This window comes from Stenotrophomonas sp. SPM (assembly GCF_003105135.1).
Lineage (GTDB): Bacteria > Pseudomonadota > Gammaproteobacteria > Xanthomonadales > Xanthomonadaceae > Stenotrophomonas.
On sequence record NZ_QETL01000044.1, the window covers coordinates 1 to 21,267 of the forward strand.

18 protein-coding genes are annotated in these 21,267 nt (G+C 68.7%); 12 read left to right on the forward strand and 6 right to left on the reverse strand.

Annotated elements, in window-relative coordinates:
* Positions 1–159: 159 nt before the first annotated feature.
* Positions 160–426, reverse strand: coding sequence for a DksA/TraR family C4-type zinc finger protein (locus DCO49_RS11080; protein WP_108770729.1), 267 nt, complete (start codon positions 424–426; stop codon positions 160–162).
* A gap of 106 nt (positions 427–532) precedes the next feature.
* Positions 533–1,090 (reverse strand): DUF2058 domain-containing protein, encoded by a 558-nt coding sequence (locus tag DCO49_RS11085; RefSeq protein WP_108769567.1) that lies wholly within the window; start codon positions 1,088–1,090, stop codon positions 533–535.
* Between the two features lie 62 nt (positions 1,091–1,152).
* Between DCO49_RS11085 and DCO49_RS11090 the strand changes: the two genes are divergently transcribed.
* From DCO49_RS11090 to DCO49_RS11100, 3 genes are read left to right on the forward strand one after another with little or no spacing between them, the layout of a single operon-like run.
* Positions 1,153–1,653, forward strand: a complete 501-nt coding sequence (locus DCO49_RS11090; protein WP_116864081.1) for a M48 family metallopeptidase — start codon at positions 1,153–1,155, stop codon at positions 1,651–1,653.
* 47 nt (positions 1,654–1,700) lie between these two features.
* Positions 1,701–2,399, forward strand: a complete 699-nt coding sequence (locus DCO49_RS11095; RefSeq protein ID WP_116864082.1) for an RNA pseudouridine synthase — start codon at positions 1,701–1,703, stop codon at positions 2,397–2,399.
* A gap of 48 nt (positions 2,400–2,447) precedes the next feature.
* Complete coding sequence (locus tag DCO49_RS11100; protein WP_116864083.1) at positions 2,448–4,016, forward strand: phospholipase D family protein; 1,569 nt, start codon at positions 2,448–2,450, stop codon at positions 4,014–4,016.
* 3 nt (positions 4,017–4,019) lie between these two features.
* Here the strand turns inward: DCO49_RS11100 and DCO49_RS11105 are convergent, their stop codons facing one another.
* The gene (locus tag DCO49_RS11105; protein ID WP_116864084.1) at positions 4,020–5,099 is read right to left on the reverse strand and encodes an HDOD domain-containing protein; all 1,080 of its coding nucleotides are present in this window, start codon (positions 5,097–5,099) and stop codon (positions 4,020–4,022) included.
* A gap of 274 nt (positions 5,100–5,373) precedes the next feature.
* Between DCO49_RS11105 and DCO49_RS11110 the strand changes: the two genes are divergently transcribed.
* Entirely contained in the window at positions 5,374–6,471 is a 1,098-nt protein-coding gene (locus DCO49_RS11110) for a Glu/Leu/Phe/Val dehydrogenase dimerization domain-containing protein (RefSeq protein WP_079222727.1), read from the forward strand.
* A 51-nt stretch (positions 6,472–6,522) separates the two neighbouring features.
* Here DCO49_RS11110 and DCO49_RS11115 read toward each other — a convergent pair whose 3' ends face one another.
* Positions 6,523–9,372, reverse strand: a complete 2,850-nt coding sequence (locus tag DCO49_RS11115) for an autotransporter serine protease (RefSeq protein WP_116864085.1) — start codon at positions 9,370–9,372, stop codon at positions 6,523–6,525.
* Positions 9,373–9,554: 182 nt separating this feature from the next.
* Here DCO49_RS11115 and DCO49_RS11120 point away from each other — a divergent pair, with 182 nt between their 5' ends.
* The 4 genes from DCO49_RS11120 (at position 9,555) to DCO49_RS11135 (ending at position 13,374) form a co-directional block, all read left to right on the forward strand.
* A complete protein-coding gene (locus tag DCO49_RS11120; RefSeq protein ID WP_116864086.1) occupies positions 9,555–10,730 on the forward strand; it encodes a thiolase family protein in 1,176 nt (391 codons plus the stop codon).
* Positions 10,731–10,852: 122 nt separating this feature from the next.
* Positions 10,853–11,194 (forward strand): hypothetical protein, encoded by a 342-nt coding sequence (locus DCO49_RS11125; RefSeq protein WP_116864087.1) that lies wholly within the window; start codon positions 10,853–10,855, stop codon positions 11,192–11,194.
* Positions 11,195–11,342: 148 nt separating this feature from the next.
* On the forward strand, positions 11,343–11,753 hold the full coding sequence (locus tag DCO49_RS11130) for a hypothetical protein (RefSeq protein WP_116864088.1): 411 nt from the start codon (positions 11,343–11,345) through the stop codon (positions 11,751–11,753).
* Between the two features lie 269 nt (positions 11,754–12,022).
* Positions 12,023–13,374 (forward strand): IS3 family transposase gene (locus tag DCO49_RS11135; RefSeq protein ID WP_116864089.1). Its coding sequence is split into 2 segments (ribosomal slippage): positions 12,023–12,470 and positions 12,470–13,374, totalling 1,353 coding nucleotides; the frame shifts between segments, so codons are not numbered across the junction.
* 129 nt (positions 13,375–13,503) lie between these two features.
* On the opposite strand, the gene DCO49_RS11140 is transcribed toward DCO49_RS11135, so the two are convergent.
* Positions 13,504–15,144: an acyl-CoA dehydrogenase family protein gene (locus DCO49_RS11140; RefSeq protein ID WP_116864090.1), complete on the reverse strand. Its 1,641-nt coding sequence runs from the start codon at positions 15,142–15,144 to the stop codon at positions 13,504–13,506.
* Between the two features lie 113 nt (positions 15,145–15,257).
* Here DCO49_RS11140 and DCO49_RS11145 point away from each other — a divergent pair, with 113 nt between their 5' ends.
* The 4 genes from DCO49_RS11145 to pdeM are packed head-to-tail and all read left to right on the forward strand — an operon-like array spanning position 15,258 to position 20,947.
* Positions 15,258–16,256 carry a ligase-associated DNA damage response exonuclease gene (locus DCO49_RS11145; protein WP_116864091.1) on the forward strand — a complete coding sequence of 333 codons (999 nt, stop codon included), beginning with the start codon at positions 15,258–15,260 and terminating at the stop codon, positions 16,254–16,256.
* The gene (locus DCO49_RS11150) at positions 16,253–17,860 is read left to right on the forward strand and encodes an ATP-dependent DNA ligase (RefSeq protein ID WP_116864092.1); all 1,608 of its coding nucleotides are present in this window, start codon (positions 16,253–16,255) and stop codon (positions 17,858–17,860) included. Before DCO49_RS11145 ends, DCO49_RS11150 begins: the two co-directional genes overlap by 4 nt.
* Positions 17,857–20,316 carry a ligase-associated DNA damage response DEXH box helicase gene (locus DCO49_RS11155; RefSeq protein WP_116864093.1) on the forward strand — a complete coding sequence of 820 codons (2,460 nt, stop codon included), beginning with the start codon at positions 17,857–17,859 and terminating at the stop codon, positions 20,314–20,316. The genes DCO49_RS11150 and DCO49_RS11155 overlap by 4 nt, the downstream gene beginning before the upstream one ends.
* A complete protein-coding gene (gene pdeM, locus DCO49_RS11160; protein WP_116864094.1) occupies positions 20,306–20,947 on the forward strand; it encodes a ligase-associated DNA damage response endonuclease PdeM in 642 nt (213 codons plus the stop codon). The genes DCO49_RS11155 and pdeM overlap by 11 nt, the downstream gene beginning before the upstream one ends.
* 27 nt (positions 20,948–20,974) lie before the next feature.
* Here pdeM and DCO49_RS11165 read toward each other — a convergent pair whose 3' ends face one another.
* A complete protein-coding gene (locus DCO49_RS11165) occupies positions 20,975–21,244 on the reverse strand; it encodes a hypothetical protein (RefSeq protein ID WP_116864095.1) in 270 nt (89 codons plus the stop codon).
* Positions 21,245–21,267 lie beyond the last annotated feature (23 nt).

The following is a 21,267-nucleotide window of genomic DNA, read 5'->3' on the forward strand; positions in this document are numbered from 1 at the left end:
GCAGGACCGCAGGCGCCATGGATGGCGCCTACGAGCCCCCAGGGATGGGTTTACGGCGTGTCCTGACCACCCACACCGCCCCGCCATCCCACGGAATGCCGCTCTTGATCTTGCTTCGGCTTCGGCAGGTGCAGGGCGCAGCCCTGCAATACCCCCCCTTTACCTCAACTGGCTGTCCTTGCTGCCGCGCCGGTTGTAGCCGGCATGCGCCTGCTCATCGTCGTCCAGCGCCTGCTGGCAGGCCACGCACAGCCGTACGCCGGGTACGGCCTCGCGCCGCGCCAACGGAATCGGCGCGTCGCATTCCTCGCAGTGCTCCAGACCCGGGCCCTGCCGCAGCTGGCGCCGCGCGCGGGCGATCGCATCGTCGACGGTGGCGTCGATCTGGTCCTGGACCGCGCCGTCTCCCGCCCATCCGGTAGCCATGGCCATCCTCCGCAGGTGTGTCGCCTGATATGGGGACGATACACCCCGCCGCAAACGGCAGCGCCGGGCAGGGCCCGGCCGTCGCCGCGGCCGGTTCAGCCGCGCCTTACCAGACGAGGTCATCCGGCACCTGGAACTGGGCGTAGTACGCGTCGTCCTCGGCGTTGCCGGTGGAGATTTCGGCGGTCGAGCCCGGCTGGCCGTGGTCGACAATGATTGCTTCCGGGGCGCGCTCGCGCACCTTCTCGGCGGCCGCACGTGGCAGCAGCGCGTAACCCTCGCCCTGGGCGACGATCACCAGCACGCCCACCGACAGCGCCTTGCGCAGCTTGGGGTCGATCAGCAGGGTGCGGATCGCCGCGCCGTCGCTGAAGCGGTATTCGTCATCGCCCTTGTGGGGCACGGCATGGGCGGTGATGATCTGCTTCGCCTGCGCCTTCTGTTCAGCCAGCTTGGCCTGCGCATTGCGCTCGGCGGCCAGCGCACGGTCGCGCTCCACCTTCTCGGCGCGGGCGCGTTCAGCTTCGCGCTGGACCTCGGCCGAAGTCGATTCCGCCTTGCCCTGGCGGGCCTTGGCCTGCGCGCTCGCGGCGGCGCTGGCCTGCGACTTCTTGGCCAGGCCGGCCTTGAGCAATTGTTCCTGCAGCGCGTTGGGCTTTGCCATGGTCGTTGCGTACCGCGTGTAATCTTGGATGCCCCATTCTACCGACGCCCCGCCGCCCCTGCATGGCTGTCCTGAAGTACCTCACCGGCTATCCCGAACCCCTGGTCGCCCAGGTCAGCGAACTGCTGGCCCAGGGCAAGCTCGGCCCCTGGCTGAAGCAGCGCTACCCCGATCCGCACGAGGTACGCAGCGACCGCCAGCTGTACGACTACACGCAGGACCTGAAGGACCGTTACCTGCGGAAATCGGTCCCGCTCAACAAGGTCTGCTACGACAACACGCTGGAAGTCATCAAGCACGCGCTGGGCACCCACACCGCCATTTCCCGCGTGCACGGTGGTCGCCTCAAGGCCAGCCGCGAGATCCGCATCGCCACCGTGTTCCGCCAGGCGCCGGCCGCCTTTCTGCGCATGATCGTGGTGCATGAACTGGCCCACCTGAAGGAGGCCGACCACAACAAGGCCTTCTACCAGCTGTGCCAGCACATGGAGCCGGACTACCTGCAGCTGGAGTTCGATACCCGCCTGTACCTGACCGAGCTGGCCAACCGCGGCCAGCGCTGACCGCCCGCAGCAGCTACACTGCGCGCCCCCTGACCGACCTGCCCGCCATGGAACCGACCCGCCTCGACAAACACCTGGCCGCCCTGCTCGGCATCCCGCGCGGCGAAGCGCGCCGTTACATCGAAGGCGGCTGGGTCACGGTCAATGGCGAGGTGGTTGAACAGCCACAGCGCCCGGTCGATGACAGCGCGGTGGTCGTGATGGCCGAACAGGCCGAAGACACCAAGGCCGAACGGGTCACCATGCTGCTGCACAAACCCGCCGGCGTCGCCGCCGAGTCGCTGTGCGCAATGGTGAGCAGCGCTACCCGCAGCGAGCTCGATGCCAGCGACATCCGTCCGCTGCAGCGTCATTTCCATGGGCTGCAGCTGGCGGCATCGCTGCCGGCGGCCGACAGCGGCCTGGTCGTGGTCAGCCAGGACCCGGCCACCCTCGCCCATCTGCAGCGCAACCTGGGCCGCACCGAACAGGAATACCTGGTGGAAGTGGCCGAGGGCGGGCCCGATCGTGGGCCGTGGCTGATGGCGCGGCTGCAGCACGAATCCGGTGGCGCCAAGGTCAGCTGGCAGAACGAGCAGCGCCTGCGCTTCGCCGGCAAGGGGCTGACCGCCAAGGGCCTGCGCACGGCGGTGGGCAACGCCGGGCTGCAGGTGGCTGCGGTTCGCCGCCTGCGCATCGGCCGCGTGGCGTTGGGGCCGCTGCCGCCGGCGCAGTGGCGCTATCTGGGCAGCGACGAGCGGTTCTGAGCCTGCGCTGGTGGCATCCACGCATGGCGTGGATCTACCATCGATGTCATGAGCCCGTCCCTGCCGCCCTGGCGACGCGTGCTGCGCGTCGTTGCGATCATCATCGCCGCCCTGCTGTTGCTGGTGCTGTCCGGCCTGCTGCTGGCCGACCACCTGACGCCACAGGCACACGGGCCGGTCTCGCACGTGCTGCCGCTGCAGCCGGCACAGACCGCCATGGACCGCCAGCTGCTGCCCGAGCTGGAAGCCCACCCCGGCCAATCCGGCGTGGCCTTCCTCAGCGATGGCATGGACGCGTTCGCGGCACGCGCGAAGATCACCGAACAGGCCGGGCGCAGCCTGGACCTGCAGTACTACATCTGGCAAGACGACCTGGTCGGCCACCTGATGGCCAAGGCCCTGTATGACGCCGCAGAACGTGGCGTGCGCGTGCGCGTCCTGCTTGACGACATGAACGCCAAGGACAAGGACGCGCTGATGATGGCGCTCGACGCGCACCCCAACATCGAGATCCGCCTGTACAACCCGTTCCGCAACCGCAGCGGCATCGCGCGCACGCTGGAAATGATCCAGCGCGCTTTCAGCGTCAACCACCGCATGCACAACAAGAACTGGATCGCCGACGGCCGCGTGGCCATCGTCGGTGGCCGCAACATCGGCGAGGAATATTTCAGCGCGCGCAACGACGTGAATTTCCAGGATCTGGACCTGGTGGTGGCCGGGCCGGCGGTGCAACAGGCCAACCGCATCTTCGACGACTACTGGAACAGCGGCACCGCCATTCCCATCGCCGCGCTGGCCACCTACACCGATGCCCAGCTGCGCGCACTGGTGCGCCAGTCCGATCTGGATGCGCTGCACGCCAAGGCACGGCCCTACCTGCAGCGGGTCGCCGATTCGCGTGCGCAGCGCCAGCCTGGCCCGGACCCGCTGCACTGGAGCGCCAACGTTCGCATCCTTTCCGACCCGCCGATGAAGCACCGCAACGATGCGCGTGATGACTGGCTGGTCAGTGCGCTGGTCGAGGAGCTGCAGTCCACCCGCCATACCGCGCTGCTGGTGTCCCCCTACTTCGTACCCGGCGCGGATGGCCTGCAGGGCCTGTCGGCGATGTCCGCGCGCGGCGCCCAGGTCGGCGTGGTGACCAATTCGCTGGCCGCCACCGACGTGGCGGCCGTGCACGGCGGCTACATGGGCTACCGGGTGCCGCTGCTGAAGGCCGGCGTGCAGCTGTACGAACTGAAGGCACGCGGTGAGCCTGGCGAATCCAGCCTGTTCGGCAGCAGCGGCGCCAGCCTGCACACCAAGGCCTTCGTCATCGACGACCGCCGCGGCTTCGTCGGCTCGTTCAACCTCGACCCACGCTCGGCCTACCTCAACACCGAAATGGGCGTGCTGTTCGACGACCCGGTGCTGGGGGCGCGGCTGCGCGAGGAATACCTGCGCCTGGCCGACCCGCTGCACAGCTGGTGGCTGGCGCTGGCCCCCGACGATGACCTGCGCTGGCTGGAACGGCAGCCTCCGCCGCATTGGGTGGGCCGCGAGCCCGGCAGCACGCTGCGTTCGCGTGCGACCGCCCGCATCATCAGCTGGCTGCCGGTGGAGTCGCAGCTGTAGCGCTTACCCGCCGCCCTCGCCGCAGGCGTCGTGCATGGCTTCGTCGAGGGTTTCCACGTTGCGCCCGTGCAGGCGCCGCCAGATCCAGCGCAGGGCGTGCGGCGGCGCTGCGGGCAGCTGCTCCAGCAATGCCAGCATGCGCGCCTGCGTGCCGTGACCGTGGCGACACAGCAGGCTGGCGGCGGCGGCCGCACTGCCTAGGCGCAGGCTGTCGGCCAGCGTGCCCTCGGCATCGGCGGCCAGCGCCTGGTGCACCGGTTCGGGCAGGTCCCAGGCCGCCGCCACGCGCTGGGCCAGCGGCAGCGACCAGCGCTGCAGCAGGTCCAGGGCCAACGCCGGCGCCACCGTCTCGTTGCGTGCCTGTGCTTCCTGCAGCAGCTGGCGCATCACCAGCGCCGCGCCCAGCCCCTGCACCAGGCCCAGCCACTGCGCGGCGAAGGCATCGCCGAAGGTGACCGTGCGCGCATGGTCCGCCGCCGCGCGCGAGGCCAGCAGCGCGTGCTCCCAGATGATCGCGCTGAACTGCGGGAACACCTCGCACTGCACCTGCATGACCGGCTGCACCAGCACGGCACTGATGATCTGCCGCACGCCTTCGGTGCCGACCAGGGTCACCGCCCGCTGCAGGCTGTCCACCGGCCGCTCGTGCACCTTGTAGGCCGGGCTGTTGGCGATGCGCAGCAGGTTGCCGGTGAGCACCGGGTCCTGGCCGATGATCGCGGCCATCACCCGTGCCGAGGCCACCTCGTCATTGACGGTCTGGATCAGCTGCGGCAGCAGCTGCGGGCGCCGCGGAAGCTGCCGGGTCGCCCAGTCACGGTCCTGCAGCGCGCGGTCCACCGCGTCGGCCAGCGCGGACGGGCCGGGCGTGGCCGGCTCGCCTGCCAGATGCGGGTACAGCGCCAGGGCATGCAGGCCACGCTGCAGGTGCGCGGCGACCTCCGCCGTCGGCAGCGCCTCGCCCTGCAGGCTGGCTGCAGCGGCGGCCACGGCCTGCCGCGGTGCCGTCGCCAGGCGCACCGGGTCCGTGCCGGACAGCCGGGACACCCATCCCACCAGCGTTTGCCACCAGGCCGGCCTCATCCGGATCGGCCCTGTCGTTGCACTGCTGCTGCCACTGACTGCCCCTGCGCGTTCTTCACATCGGCCACCTGCCGTCGACGCTGCATCGGCCGCACTTTCATCTTCTTTAACCCGGATCGCTCGGATCTGCACGGCAGATGCCGGGGGAATGGACTAGAATGGCGCCGCGCGACCCGTCCCCCAGCCATGACGACGTCGCTTTTTTTGTTTTGGGACCCTACCGTTCATTGGCAGTTCGCTGCAGTTCGCCGCTGATCGCGCCATCGGAGACGCCATGCTATTCGAAACCCTCGCCACCACCGGCCACGAACAGGTTGTGTTCTGCCACAACCAGGATGCCGGCCTGAAGGCGATCATCGCCATCCACAACACCACCCTGGGCCCGGCCCTGGGCGGCGTGCGCATGCGCCCCTACGCCAGCACCGACGAGGCGCTGGCCGACGTGCTGCGGCTGAGCAGGACGATGACCTACAAGAATGCACTGGCCGGGCTCAATGTCGGTGGCGGCAAGGCGGTCATCATCGGTGACCCGAAGGTGGACAAGACCGAAGTGCTGTTCCGCGCCTTCGGCCGCTACGTCGATTCGCTGGGCGGCCGCTACATCACCGCCGAGGACGTCGGCACCGACGTCAACGACATGGAAAACATCTACCTGGAAAGCCAGTTCGTGACCGGCGTGCACCAGGTCCACGGCGGCTCCGGCGACCCGGCCCCGTTCACCGCCTATGGCGCGCTGCAGGCGCTGATGGCGTCGCTGCGCTTCAAGTTCGGCCACGAGGAAGTGGGCAAGACCAGCATCGCCGTACAGGGTCTGGGCCATATCGGCATGGAGCTGGTGAAGCTGCTGCGCGACCGCGGCGCCAAGCTGTACGTGACCGACCTGGACAGCAGCCTGGTCGATCGTGCGGTCAGCGATTTCGGTGCCGAGGCGGTCAAGCCGGACGAGATCCATGAGGTCAACGCCGATGTGTTCGCACCGTGCGCGCTGGAAAGCGCGATCAATGCCGACACCCTGCCGCGCATCAAGGCCAAGATCATCTGCGGCACCGCCAACAACCAGCTGTCCAGCCTGGAGATCGGCGATGAACTGCATGCGCGCGGCATCCTCTACGCGCCCGACTATGCGGTCAACGCCGGTGGCGTGATGAACGTGTCGCTGGAGATCGACGGCTACAACCGCGAACGCGCGATGCGCCTGATCCGCAGCATCTACCACAACCTCACGCGCATCTTCGAACTGTCCCAGCGCGAGAACATAGCGCCGCAGCGTGCGGCCGACCGCATCGCCGAAGCGCGCATCCTGTCCATCGGCAAGCTGAAGATGCCGCTGGGCCGCAGCACCCCGCGCCTGGGCAACCTGCGCGGCGGTTGATCCGCCCGACGCGCTACCCGGTAGTGCCGGCCGCTGGCCGGCACCTCCCGATCAGAAAGCGGCGCTGTAACGCAGCGCCACCTGGCGCAGATCCCCTCGCGGACCGAAGCGCTGGTCGTAGCCGAACGCCAGCCGCGTGTTGCGGCTCAACCACGATTCCACCGATACGCCGAACAGGCCGCCGGAACGCGTCGGCTGCAGGCCGGCCATCGGTGACCATGCGTCGACGCCGACGAAGCTGGCATCCACATCCAGGCCCTGGCTGGACAGCAGCTGCTGCCACTCGGCATAACCGCGCAGCGACCAGCCGCGCCACTCGCGCTCGGCGCGCACACCGGCCAGGGCCTGGCTGCGGCTGCTGATACCGCCCTGCGTGCGCAGGCCGAAGCCCAGCCCGCCCTGTTCGCTGAAGCGATCGTTGTCGACCCGCGCGTAGTCGGCGCCCACATAGGGGGTCAGCGCTGCATGCGCCGACCCGAAGCGGTAACCGGTCTCCACGCTGGCCGTGCTGAAGCTGCCGCCGTAGCGCGCATTGACGCCGTACTGGCCAGCTCCCAGCAGCAGCCGGCGATCGATCTGGCGGGTGAACTGGCCCGCCCCCACCTGGCCCAGCACGTAGGCACCTCCGCTGCTCCAGCCCGCGTACAGCTGCGCCTGCGACTGCCGGTCACGCCCGCGGTCGCCGCCCCAGCTGCTGTTGCTGTAGCTGCGCAGTTCGCCGAAGGCGAAGCCGAGCACGCCGTTGCCGCCCATCGCCACGTCCTGGCCCATCATCCAGCCCCGGGTGTCGGTGCCGCTGGCCGAGAAGCTGCCCTGGCCGGCGTCGCCCAGCGCGTTCTGCCAGGTGCCGCCCAGCTGCGAAGCGGCCTGGACCTGGCCAAAGCGGGCCGACAAGGCACGCCGGCCCAGGTCGATGCTGTCGAACGTGGCCGCCGCGGCCAGCGCATGCGCCTTGCCGGACAGGCTGTCCAGACTGGCCTGCAGGGCCTGGTTGCCCTCCACCCGCTGCAGCGCGGCCGCGCCATCGGCGAACGAGGCCGAACCGGCGCCGAGATCGAGGCGTTCGAATGCTGATTCCACCCGCAGCGCAGAGGCCAGCGCGGCGTTGGAGGCGCGCGCCACGCTGGCGGCCTGGGTGACGTTGATGCGGTCGGTGACCAGCACCACGTTGTCGCTGCCGTAGGTCAACGAACTCTGCAGCAGGGTGCCCTGCGGCAGGCTGTTGCTGACCGCGTCGAAGCGGCCGGTGACGCCCTGGCCGGCATGCAGCACGGTCTGGGTACGGCCATCGGCCGCCACGTAGCCGCTGACGATGCTGGCCACGTGCACGTCGCCTCCCTGCAGGGTGGCCGTGCCGGTGATCTCCAGCGGGTTGGAACCCAGCGAAATGCTCAGCCGCGCGCCGGCACGATGCAGGTAGTTGCCCTCGATGGTGGCGCTGGTGTTGGCATTGCGCAGGATGACGGTGGCGCCGTTGTCGACGTTGCTGCGGATCCGGCTGGTGCCGGTCATGAACTGCAGCGCGGCGCCCTCGGGCACGCTGGCCTGCGGCACCACCACCACGTTGGAGGTGATCGACGCGCCATCGCGCAACGCCAGCGTGCCCTGCTCGATGCGGGTTTCGCCGGTGTAGGTATTGGTGCCCGACAGCCCCAGTGCGCCGACGCCCTGCTTGACCAGGCCACCGCTGCCGCTGATGTCGTTGCTCCAGACCGAATCCAGGCCCGTCTGCGAGACGTTGACCACGGCATTGCCCCAGTCGAACTTCGCCGGCCCGTTGATGGCCTTGGCGATGTTCAGCAGGCCGTAGCCGAAGGTGCTGTCCACGCCGGGCGCGCCGAGATCGGTGGCGGTGCCGAGCAGGGTCTGCCGCACCAGGTCGTTGCTGAAGTACGGGTATTTCTGCCAGACCACGGCCGCCGCACCGGACACCAGCGGCGCGGCGAACGAGGTGCCGTAGTTCCACAGCAGGGTGGAGCCGGACGGGTAATTCGGATTGACGAAGATCGCCGCGCCGGGCGCCGCCAGGCAGTAGCTGGCCGCCACACCGCAGGCATTGGCATAGCCAGCCAGCTTGCTGGGGTCGGTGGAATCGACTGCGGTGACCGCCAGCCAGCCACGTTCCAGGTCGGCGGCCGGGCGCGAATTGTTCGGGCCGGCCTGGCTGGGCAGCGCCGCCATGTCCGAAGGGTTGGCCTTGGATTCATTGCCGGTGGCGAACACCACCAGGCCGTTGTTGCCGATGATGAAGGGGCGGTACTCGGCCGCGATCGGGGCGGTGGCCGCGGCGTTGGTCCAGTAGAGCCCGCCCCATGAGTTGTTCATGATCTTCACGCCCTGGTTGATCAGGTCCTGGTGGACCCCCGCCAGGCCAAGCGCGCCATCGACCTCGTTGCCGTTGCCCGACCCGTCGTCGGCGGGACGCGTGTCGGAAATGATCCGCGCCGAGACGATCTGCGCGTTCGGCGCGATGCCTCCCGGCCACGACCCGAAGGCCTTGCCCGCCGCCAGTTCGGCCACCGCCGTACCATGACCGACCACGTCATCGTTGTTGAGGTTGTTGCTGCGCGGATCCACGTAGCTGTAGTTGGCCAGCACCCGCCCGGCCAGAGTGGGATGGTTGCGCTGCACGCCCGAATCGACGATGCCGATGCGCACGCCGCTGCCATCCAGCCCCGCGCTGCGCGCTGCGTCGGCCTTGGTGATGGACAGGTGCGCGTTGATCGCCGGTTCGGCCGGCTGGGTCGGCGTGGTCGGAGTAGTCGGGGGAGGCGTGGTGGGCGGCGGCGTGGTCGGTGGGGGATCGATGCGCACGTTGCCGCCGCCTCCGCCGCCACATGCCGTCAATGCAACCACCAGTGCCGATCCCAGGACCGACCGTGCCATCGTCTTGCGTTCCATCGATTCCTTCCCATGAACGTTGGCCTGCCAAGCTCCCTGCAGGCATCAAGGGCTGCCCGGCGGCAGCCATCGCCGACCCTCTATACTTGGGCCGACCCCCACGCAGTCTGCCGGGAAACAGCGCTGCATCCAACAGCCGCCGTCTCCTTTCCGAACATTGCTCACGCATCAACGAGATTGCCATGTCCAACATCGTCATCGCCGCCGCCAAGCGCACCGCCATCGGCTCCTTCCTCGGCCAGTTCAACGGCGTGCCCACCCCGACCCTCGGCGCGGCCGCCATCGCCGCTGCCCTTGAACAGTCCGGGGTTCCGGCCAGCGACGTCTCCGAGGTCCTGATGGGCTGCGTGCTGCCGGCCAACCTCGGCCAGGCGCCGGCCCGCCAGGCCGCCATCGCCGCAGGCATCCCGCTGTCGGCCGGTGCCACCACGCTGAACAAGGTGTGCGGCTCGGGCATGAAGACCATCATGCTCGGCCATGACCTGATCAAGGCCGGTTCGGCCACGGTCGTGGTCGCCGGCGGCATGGAATCGATGTCCAACGCCCCGCACATGCTGCCCAATTCGCGCACCGGCAACCGCTTCGGCAACTTCCAGGCGGTGGACCACATGGCCCACGATGGCCTGGTCAACGCCTACGACGGCAAGGCCATGGGTGAGTTCGCCGAATGCGCGGTTGACAAGTACCAGTTCACCCGCGAGGAGCAGGACGCCTACGCCATCGAATCGGTGCGCCGTGCGCAGGCCGCGCAGGCCAATGGCGCATTTGCCGACGAGATCGTCGCGGTGAAGGTCGCCACCCGCAAGGGTGAGGTCGAGTTCGCCACCGACGAGCAGCCGGGCCGTTCGGACATCGCCAAGATCCCGACCCTGCGCCCCGCATTCAAGAAGGACGGCAGCGTCACCGCCGCCAGCTCGTCCAGCATTTCCGACGGCGCCGCTGCGGTGGTCCTGCTGACCGAGGAAGATGCCACTGCGCGCGGCATCACCCCGCTGGCGCGCATCGTCGGCCATGCCACCCATTCGCAGGAACCGGAGTGGTTCACCACCGCCCCGATCGGCGCGATCCACAGCCTGCTGCAGAAGACGGGCTGGACCCTGGACCAGGTGGACCTGTTCGAGATCAACGAAGCCTTCGCCGTCGTCGCCATGGCGCCGATGCGTGAACTGGGCATCCCGCATGCGAAGATCAACGTGAATGGCGGTGCCTGCGCACTGGGCCATCCGATCGGTGCGTCCGGTGCGCGTCTGGTGGTAACCCTGGTCAACGCCTTGCGCACGCACGGCGGCAAGCGCGGCATTGCCACGCTGTGCATCGGTGGTGGCGAAGCAACGGCCATCGCCATCGAATTGATCTAAAAGGGATTAACGCTGATTTCGCAAAAATGAATGCGGGATCGCTTGACAGCCAAACGTGGCTTGTCATCATGTTGTCGGCGCGCAGTTGCGCGTTGCCTAATTCAACGACGAGGATTCACACAATGAGCATCAACAAGCTGCTGGTCGCTATGTCCCTGGCCCTGGCCCTGGCCGCCTGCTCGAAGCAGGAAGCTGCCCAGGACGCCGCTGCTTCGGCCAACGAAGCCGCCACCGAAGCCCAGGCTGCTGCCGACCAGGCCGCCGCTGCTGGCACCCAGACCGCCGACGCTGCCCAGCAGGCTGCTGACACCGCCGCCACCGCTGCCGACGCTGCGACCGACGCTGCTGCCCAGACCGGCGCTGCTGCTACCGACGCTGCTGCTGAGCAGGCCAAGGACGCTGCCAAGGCTGCCGAAGGCACCGCCGAGCAGGCCAAGGACGCTGCTGAAGAAGCCAAGAAGTAATCACTTCTTTCTTCACGCTGTTCTGGAAAAGCCGCTGGTTCGCCAGCGGCTTTTTCTTTGCCTGAAGGGTGCCATCACACCACCACCGGGCCTTCACGACGGCATGAATAGGCTGGCGTCCCCATCCATTGCAGCACTGGAGACCGCCATGAAGATCCGTCCGCTGACCACCACCCTGCTGGCCGCCTCCCTGCTGCTGGCCCTGACTGCCTGCAAGGGTCCGGAGGCCGAACAGGCCAGGCAGGACGCTGCACAGGCCGCCGACAGCGCTGGCGCCGCCGCCCGCGAAGCCGTGGACAAGGCCGCCGCCGCCACGCGCGAAGCCGCCGACAAGACCGCCGAAGCCTCCGAGCACGCCGCCGCCGACACCCAGCAGGCGCTGGACAATGCCGCCGACGCGACCGCCAACGCCGCCGACCAGGCCAAGGCCGCCGCCACCGATGCCGCCGCCCACGCCAGCGACGCCACCGCGACCGCCGCGCAGAAAGTCGCCGACAAGGCTCGCGACGTCGCCGCCGACGCCAAGGCCAACGCCGCCAAGGAAGAAGCCAAGCACTGACCCACCGCTGCGCTCGCCGGGCATGGTCCGGCGCTACCGGGCGTTACCGCCAGCCGGGCATGGGCTCGGCTCTACAGGAAAAGCCGCGGCATTGCCGCGGCTTTTCTGCTTCTGCTCTTCCGTTGATTCCGTGGTGAACGCGCCCTGAAACCTTCCGGGGCCGCGCGGGTGTGTTGCGGAGGGATGTCCGCGGCAAGGATGCCGCGGCCAAGCCCCCAGGGTGAAGTGACCCCCAGGAGTTGGACACCTGATCCAACCCAGAGGGTTACATGAATAGATATGAGGTTCATTTCAAATTGCAGGTGGCCAAAGAGGCCTGCAAGACCTCCACATCGGTCAAGGCGGTTGCCCGCCGCCATGGCTTGGAGTTCTCCACGGTCAGGCGGTGGGCAGCGATCTATAGGCTGCATGGTCGGCAAGGGTTTGAGCGCAAACCCCGGTCCTATGACCTCCAGTTCAAGCTGGAGGTGCTTGAGAAGATGGGCCAAGAGGGCATGTCCGCGCGCGAGGCCACCACTTACTTCCAGATTGGCGATGCCGGCGCAGTGGGGCTGTGGCGGCGGCTGTATGCTGAGGGGGGCGTCCAAGCGTTGGCGCCACCACCATTACCGCCTCGAAAGCCGATGAAAAAGACCCGCTCGTCCAAGCCTGCCGAGGACATGAGCCGCGATGAGCTCCTCAAGGAAGTGGCCTATCTGCGTGCGGAGACCGCCTACCTAAAAAAGCTCGATGCCTTGATCCAGGAAGAGCAGGCGGCGCAGCGCGCAAAGCGCAAGCCGTCCAAGGATTGAGGCAGGCCCATGCGCTGCCGCTTTTGCTCGAAGCGGCCGAGCTGTCGCGCAGCACGTTCTATTACCAAGTGAACGCCTTGGCCCATCCAGATGAGGGCGAGGAGGAACTGCGTGAGCGTATCCGCACGATTTACGATAAGAACCAAGGGCTCTACGGCTATCGTCGCATAGCGCTGGAACTGGCCAATCAGGGCGAAGCCATCAACCACAAGCGGGTGCAGCGGGTGATGGCCGAACTGGGTCTGCAGTCACAGGTACGCATCAAACGCTACCGCGCATTCAAGGGGGCAGCCAATGTCGTGGTCTCCAACAATCTGGGCCGCCAGTTTGAGGCCCAGACGCCCAATCAGAAGTGGGTCACCGACGTAACCGAGTTCAAGGTGCAGGGCAGGAAGCTCTATCTTTCGCCGATCATGGACCTCTACAACGGTGAAATCGTGGCTTACCAGATGAAGCGCCGACCGGTGTTCGACTTGGTGGGCGAGATGCTGGATCAAGCGATCAAGAAGCTTTCGCCCGAAGACCGACCGATGATCCACTCTGACCAAGGCTGGCATTACCAGCACGAAAACTATCGGCACAAGCTCGCGAAACACTCGCTGAAACAGAGCATGTCCCGGCGTGGCAACTGCCTGGACAACGCGGCCATGGAAAGCTTCTTCGGAACGCTGAAGTCGGAATTCTTCTACCTGAACACCTTTGACAGCATCGAAAGCCTGGAAGCCGGGCTGGTGGAGTACATCCAGTACTACAACCAAGACCGCATCCGACTGAAACTAAAGGGCCTGAGCCCGGTAAGGTACCGGGAACAGGGCGCGCTGACCGCCTGATCCCCCGACTGTCCAACTTTTTGGGGTCACTTCAGGGATGGGTTCACGGCGTCCCCTGCGCAACCCACCCGCGCGGCCCGCCAATGCAGATGCCGCACGACCACCACGAGGGGCTCCGCCGTTGGCCGCCTACTGCGGCAGCGCCCGCGCCATCATCGACCCCACATCCACCCCCGCCGGCAGCGTCCCGAACACCAACCCATGCTCGCCCTGCAGCCGGCTGCGCACGAACACCCCGGCCATCGGGCTGCGCGCCCGCAGCAGCAGCGCCGCCTGCAGCAGCAGCACCGTGCGCTCGCAGAACAACCGCGCCTGCGATTCATCCGGCGCCGCTGCCGACGCCCAGCGCTGCAGTGCCGCCGCGTAACCGGCGTCGCGATCAGCCACCGCTGCCAGCTCCGCACGCAGCGCCTGCATCGCCTCCGGCTCGCGCCCCAGCGCGCGCAGCACATCCAGGCACTGCACGTTGCCGCTGCCTTCCCAGATCGAATTCAACGGCGCCTGCCGGTACAGCCGCGGCAGCATCGACTCCTCCACGTAACCGGCACCGCCCAGGCATTCCTGCGCCTCGTTGACGAACGCGGCCGCGCGCTTGCACACCCAGTACTTGCCCAGCGCCGTACCCAGCCGCGCAAGCGCGGCCTCCTGCGGATCGCTGCCGGCGCAGTCGACCGCGCGCGCGATGCGCATGGCCAGCACCGTGGCCGCTTCCGATTCCAGCGCCAGGTCTGCCAGCACGTTGGCCATCAGCGCGTGTTCCACCAGCGGCTTGCCGAACGTGCGGCGGTGGCGCGCGTGGTGCAGCGCCTGCGCCAGGGCCATACGCATTTCCGCGGCCGCGCCGAGCATGCAGTCCAGGCGCGTCATCATCACCATGCCGATGATGGTGGCCACGCCCCTGCCCTCCTCACCCACGCGCCACGCCTGCGCGCCGCAGAACTCCACTTCGCTTGACGCGTTGGACCAGTCACCCAGCTTGTCCTTCAGGCGCATCAGGTGGAAGGCATTGCGATCGCCATCGGCCAGCCGCCGCGGCATCAGCAGGCAGGTCAGCCCACCCGGCGCCTGCGCCAGCACCAGGAAGCCATCAGACATCGGTGCTGAAAAGAACCACTTGTGCCCGACCAGGCGGTAGCGCTCGCCATCGATGGGCTCGGCCCGCGTGCTGTTGGCGCGCACGTCCGAACCGCCCTGCTTTTCGGTCATGCCCATGCCCAAGGTGATGCCGGCCTTGTCGGCCACCGGCACGTCGCGCGCGTCGTACACGGGCGAGGCCGCCTTGCGCGCCCACTCGGCCAGGTGCGGCTGCGCCTGCAGCACCGCCACCGCAGCATGGGTCATGGTCAGCGGGCAGCTGGTGCCGGCTTCCGCTTGGTGGTGCAGGTAGCTCAACGCCGCCCGCGCGACGTGCACGCCGGGCTGTGGCTCATGCCACGAGAGCCCGGACACGCCATGCTGCTTGGCCGCGTGCATCAACTGGTGGTACGCCGGGTGGAAGTCCACGGTATCGATGCGGTGTCCCTGCGCATCGTGCGTGCGCAGCCGTGGCCGGTCGCGGTTGGCATCGAAGCCCAGCTGGTAAAGCTGGTTGCCGGCCAGCCCCCCGTATATCGCAAGCCGCGGCGCGAATGCGGCCGCGCCCTCGCGCTGCACGGCCTCCATCAGCGCCACGTCGTCGGTCCACAGTTGGCGGCCCGCAAACGGGGGCGGCTGGTTCAGCACCACGTGGGTTTCAAAGGGCGCGCTGCTGCTGAAGCTCGGTCCGTTCATCGGTTCCATCCTGCGGGCGAGAAGGCTGCGCGCCGATTGTGCAGCATCGTCCCGCAACCCCGCGTTCAGGCCGGTTCTCGCGCCGTGCACGAGCACCGCGCGACAGTGCAGGCATGGCAGTCAATGACGATCTGGTGGTACTGCGCCCCGAAGGGCTCTACTGCGCCGCAGGCGATTTCCACATCGACCCGTGGCGGCCGGTGCCGCGCGCGGTCATCACCCACGGCCACGGCGACCACGCCCGGCCCGGCATGGGCGAATACCACTGCAGCCCCGGCAGCGCGCCGATCCTGCGCTGGCGGCTGGGCGACGTACCGCTGCAGGTCCATGCCGAAGGCCAACCGTTTACCCTGGGCCAGGTGCAGGTGTCGCTGCATCCGGCCGGCCACGTGCTGGGTTCCTCACAGGTGCGCATCGACGATGGCCGCCAGGTCTGGGTCGCCTCGGGCGACTACAAGCGCCAGCCCGATCCCACCTGCGCGCCGTTCGAAGTGGTGCCCTGCGATACCTTCATCACCGAAGCGACCTTCGCCCTGCCGATCTACCGCTGGCCCGACACCGCCGCGGTGGCCGCCGAGATCGTGGCGTGGCGACAGGAATGCGCGCAGCGCGGCGAAGCGGCGGTGCTGCTCTGCTACTCGCTGGGCAAGGCGCAACGCGTGCTCGGCGAACTGCTGGCGCTGGACGACACGCCTGCGTGGCTGCACGGTGCGGTGGCCAACGGCGTGGCGGTATACCGCGAGGCGGGCATCCCATTGCTGGAAACGCTGACCGTGGCCGAACAGGGCCGCCAGCCGGAGGCGGCCGGCAAGCTGATCATCGCCCCGCCCTCGGCCGCCGGCACGCCCTGGCTGCGCCGTTTCGGCCGCCACCAGCTCGGCTTCGCCTCGGGCTGGATGCAGCTGCGCGGCAACCGCCGCCGGCGCAACGTCGATCGCGGCTTCGTGGTGTCCGACCACGCCGACTGGCCTGCCCTGCTGCAGACCATCGAACAGACCGGGGCGACGCGGGTGATCGCTACCCATGGCAACACCGATGCGCTGATTCCGTTCCTGCGCGAACGCGGCGTGGCCGCCGAGGCCTTCCGCACCGACTTCGGGAGCGAGGAATGAAGGCCTTCGCCGCGCTCTACCAGCGGCTGGACCGCAGCACGGCCACGCTGGACAAGCGCGCGGCCCTGGTCGACTACTTCGCCCACGCCGGTGCGCACGACGCGGCCTGGGCGCTGTTCCTGCTCAGCGGCGGCAAGGTCGGCGGCGCACGCCGGAAGATCGCTGCCAGCGGCGAGCTGCGCGCCTGGGTGAGCGAGGAGTCAGGCCTGCCGGCGTGGCTGGTCGAGGACAGCTACGCGCAGGTCGGCGACCTGGCCGAAACGCTGACCCTGCTGCTGGATGATCCGGCGCAGCCCGCCCCGGACCGCCCGCTGGCCGACTGGATCGAACGGCATCTGCTGGCCGTGGCCAACCAGCCCGAGGACGTGCGCCGCGCCGCCGTGGTGGCCGGCTGGCGGCAACTGCCGGCCAGCGAGCGGCTGGTGTTCAACAAGCTGCTGACCGGCGCGCTGCGCGTCGGCGTTTCGCAGCGGCTGGTGCAGCAGGCACTGGCCGAATGGTCGGGCCTGGACATCGCCCGCATCGCCCAGCGCATGCTTGGTGAGTGGGTGCCCACGCCGGGCCTGCTGGCACAACTGCTGTCACCGGAGGAGCTGCCGCTGGACCGCCAGCAGCCCTACCCTTTTTTCCTTGCCTCGCCGCTGGAAGGCGAGCCGCAGGAACGCCTGGGCGCGATCGACGACTGGCTGCTGGAATGGAAGTGGGATGGCATCCGCCTGCAGCTGCTGCGCCGCCAAGGTGAAGTGGCATTGTGGTCGCGCGGCGAGGAGCGGCTGGACGGACGCTTCCCCGAGATCGAACAGGCGGCAGCCGCACTGCCCGACGGCTGCGTGATCGATGGCGAGCTGCTGGCCTGGGATGAGGCCGACGACGCGCCACGCGCGTTCACCGCGCTGCAGACGCGCATCCAGCGCCGCAAGCCCGGTGCGGCAACGCTGCGCAACACGCCGGTGCGCGTGCTCGCCTACGACCTGCTGGAACGCGATGGCCAGGACCTGCGCGAACTGCCGCTGCAGAAGCGGCGCGCACAACTGGCCGAACTGGTCGGCGCGCTCGGCGATGCACGCATCCAGCTGTCGCCCGATGTGCACGCCGACGATTGGGCGCATGCCGCGCGCCTGCGCGAAGCATCGCGCGAGCGCGGTGTCGAAGGACTGATGCTCAAGCGCCGTGATTCGATCTACCAGGCCGGGCGCCGCCGCGGCGACTGGTGGAAGTGGAAGGTCGAACCGCTGACCATCGACGCAGTGCTGCTGTATGCGCAGGCCGGCCACGGCAGGCGCAGCACGCTGTACACCGATTACACCTTCGGCGTCTGGGACGGCGACACCCTGGTGCCGGTGGCCAAGGCCTACTCCGGGCTGGACGACAAGGAGATCCTGGCGCTGGACCGCTGGATACGCGCCAATACCCGCGAACGATTCGGGCCGGTGCGCAGTGTGCGCGGCGAACAGGTATTCGAGCTGGGCTTCGAGGCGGTCAACCGCAGCACGCGGCACAAGTCCGGCATCGCCGTACGCTTCCCACGCATCCTGCGCTGGCGCCAGGACAAGCCGGCCAGCGAAGCCGACCAGCTGGCGACCCTGCAGGCCCTGGCGCGATGAAGCGCAGCGATGCGCTGCAGCGGCTGCAGGCGTGGTTCGGCAGCCGTGGCTGGAAACCTCTGCCGTTCCAGCGCGCGATGTGGCGCCATTACCTGGCGGGCCGCTCGGGCCTGCTGCACACCCCGACCGGCAGCGGCAAGACGCTGGCCATGTTCGGCGGACCGCTGCTGCAGGCGATGATCGATCCGCTGCCGGCGCCGCCGCGGGCCAATGCGGTGCGCCCGCTGCAGGTGCTGTGGGTGACCCCGCTGCGGGCACTCGCCAGTGATACCGCGCGCGCCCTGCAGGCGCCCATCGAAGGCCTGGGCCTGGGCTGGAAGGTCGGCCTGCGCAGTGGCGACGCCAGTAGCCGTGACCGCCGCCTCGCCCGCGAAGGCCGCATCGATGTGCTGGTGACCACGCCCGAGTCGTTGGCTCTACTGCTCAGCTACCCCGACACGCTGGAGCGCATGCGCCAGCTGCGCTGCGTGGTGGTGGACGAGTGGCACGAACTGATGGGCAACAAGCGCGGCGTGCTGCTGCAGCTGAACCTCGCGCTGCTGCGCGACACCGCACCGGCACTGCAGCTGTGGGGCCTGTCGGCCACGCTGGGCAACCTGCCGCAGGCGCGCGACGTGCTGCTGCCGGGCAAGCCGGATGCGGTGCAGGTGGAAGGCGCACGACAGCGACCGGTGGCGATCAGCAGCCTGCTGCCCGCCAGCGGCGAGCGTTTCCCCTGGGCCGGGCATCTCGGCCTGGGTCAGTTGTCGCGCGTACTCGACGCACTGATGTCCGCGCGCAGCAGCCTGCTGTTCACCAACACGCGCGCGCAGGCCGAACTGTGGCATCAGGCGCTTGCGGCGGTCTGGCCGGAAGACGCGCAGACGCTGGCCCTGCATCATGGTTCGCTCGACGCGGGCCTGCGCCAGCAGGTGGAAGATGGCCTGCGCGCCGGCACGCTGCGCTGCGTAGTGGCCACCTCCAGTCTCGACCTCGGCGTGGACTTTCCGGAGGTGGACCAGGTGCTGCAGCTGGGCAGCCCGAAGGGTGTGGCGCGCCTGCGCCAGCGTGCGGGGCGCGCGCGGCATCGGCCCGGGGCCAGCGGCAGCGTGCTGTGCGTGCCCACCCACGCGCTGGAGCTGGCCGAGTACGCCGCCGTGCGGCGGGCCCTGCGCGACGGCATCACCGAACCGCGCACGCCGCCCACGCTGTCACTGGACGTGCTGGCCCAGCATGCGGTCAGCCGTGCGCTGGCCGGCGGCTTCAACGCCGAGGCGCTGCTCGCGCAGGTACGGCGCACGCATGCGTTCGCCGCGCTGCAGGACACGCAGTGGCTGGATGTGCTCGCGTTCATCGTGCAGGGCGGACGCGCCCTGGCGCAGTACCCCGAGTACCACAAGGTGGTGCTGGACGACGATGGCCAGTACCGGATGCATGATCGCCGCCAGGCACTGCGCCACCGGCTGTCGATCGGCACCATCAGCAGCGATGGCAGCGTGCGCGTGCAGTTCCTGCGCGGCGGCGGCCTCGGTGCGGTGGAGGAACAGTTCGCCAGCCGCCTGCGCCGCGGTGATCGTTTCCAGTTCGCCGGTCGCCTGCTGGAGCTGGTGCAGCTGCGCGACATGACCGCCTACGTGCGGCTGGCACGTGGCAGCGGCAGTGGCGTGGTGCCGCGCTGGCAGGGCGGCCAGCTGCCATTGTCGCTGGCCCTGGGGCGCGAGCTGGAAGCGGTGCTGTCCGGTGCCGACAACAGCGCTGAGGCGCGCTGGCTGGCGCCGCTGCTTGGCCTCCAGGATGCGCTATCGGAACGACCGGGGCCTTCGCGGCTGCTGGTGGAAGACGTGCGCCGTCGCGAAGGCCAGTTCCTGTTCGTCTATCCCTTTGCGGGCCGCCACGTGCACGAGGCACTGGCGGCACTGCTGTCGCTGCGCTGCACGCGCCTGCAGCGCAACAGCATCGGCTATGCAGTGAATGACCACGGCCTGGTCCTCGCGCCGGCAGAACCCATCGAACGCGATGCGGCGGCGTGGCAGGCACTGTTCGATCCGGCCGATCTGCTCGACGATCTGCGCGCTGCAGTGAACCTCGGCGAACTGGCGCGACGGCAGTTCCGTGGCATCGCCCGCGTCGCCGGCCTGCTGGTGCCGAGCCTGCCGGGCGGCATGCCGCGCTCGCTGCGCCAGCTGCAGGCCTCGGCGGGCCTGCTGTACGACGTGCTGCGCGAACACGACCCCGGCCACCTGCTGCTGGCGCAGGCCGAACATGAGGTCCTCACCGATGCACTCGACCTGCCCGGCCTGCAGCAGGCGTTGCAGCACATCGCCACGCAATCGGTGTCACTGCAGCGGCCACCGACGCTGACACCGTTGGGCTTCCCGCTGTGGGCCGAGCGCCTGCGCGGGCAGTTCAGCAATGAAGACTGGCGCACCCGCGTGCAGCGCGCGGCACAGCAGCTGGAGCGCCGCCATGACCACTGAATTGCCAGTGCAGCTGGGCGGCGAACCGATGTGCCTGCTTGGCGCACGTGCACTGTGGTGGCCGGCACGCCACGCGCTGCTGATCGCCGACCTGCACCTCGGCAAGGCCGATGTATTCCGTCGCGCCGGCATCGCCCTGCCCAGCGGTGGTACCGACGGCGACCTGCAACGTCTGCAGGCGCTGGTGCAGCAGCATGCATGCCGCGAGCTGTGGATCCTCGGCGACATCCTGCACGGGCCGGCGCATCGTGCGGCCTGGCATCGGCAATGGCTGGGCTGGCGCGAGCAGCATGCTGCGCTGGACGTACACGTGGTGCGCGGCAACCATGACCGGCAGCTGCCGCACGCAGCGCTGCAGGTGCAGATCCATGACGACCTGCGGCTGGGGCCTTTCCTGCTCTGCCATGAGCCGCGACAGGCTGATGATGCCCATGTGATCGCTGGCCACGTGCATCCGCAGGTCGCCCTGCCGGCTTTGCGGCGGCGCTTTCCTGCATTCTGGCTGCGGCAGGGACAGACGGTGCTGCCCGCGTTTTCGGCATTCACCGCCGGCGTAGTGCCAACGCGGCGAAGTGGCGAACGATGGATCGCCTGCGTGGACAACCAACTGGTCGCGCTGCCCGTGCGGTGACGACGGGCGGACGGACCTGCGCCGGGTTCAGGCCGGGCGCGCGAGCAGTTCCGGCATCACCCGGAAATCGACGCTGCGTTCATTGCTGTGCCGTGGCAGTGCCTGGATGGCGACCAGCATGTCCCGCGCGCAGGTACGGATGCGCGCGTGGTGCGCTGGTGCCGAATGGCTGATCAGGCTGCCCACATGGAACTCGAATACATCTTCCAGGACGTCGGGCTGGTCCTCGTGCAGCATCTGCAGCAGGCCCCTCAGCTTGCAGATTTCCGATTCCAGCTCATCGACAGCGAACAACATGGCATCCTCCTCGAATACTGCGG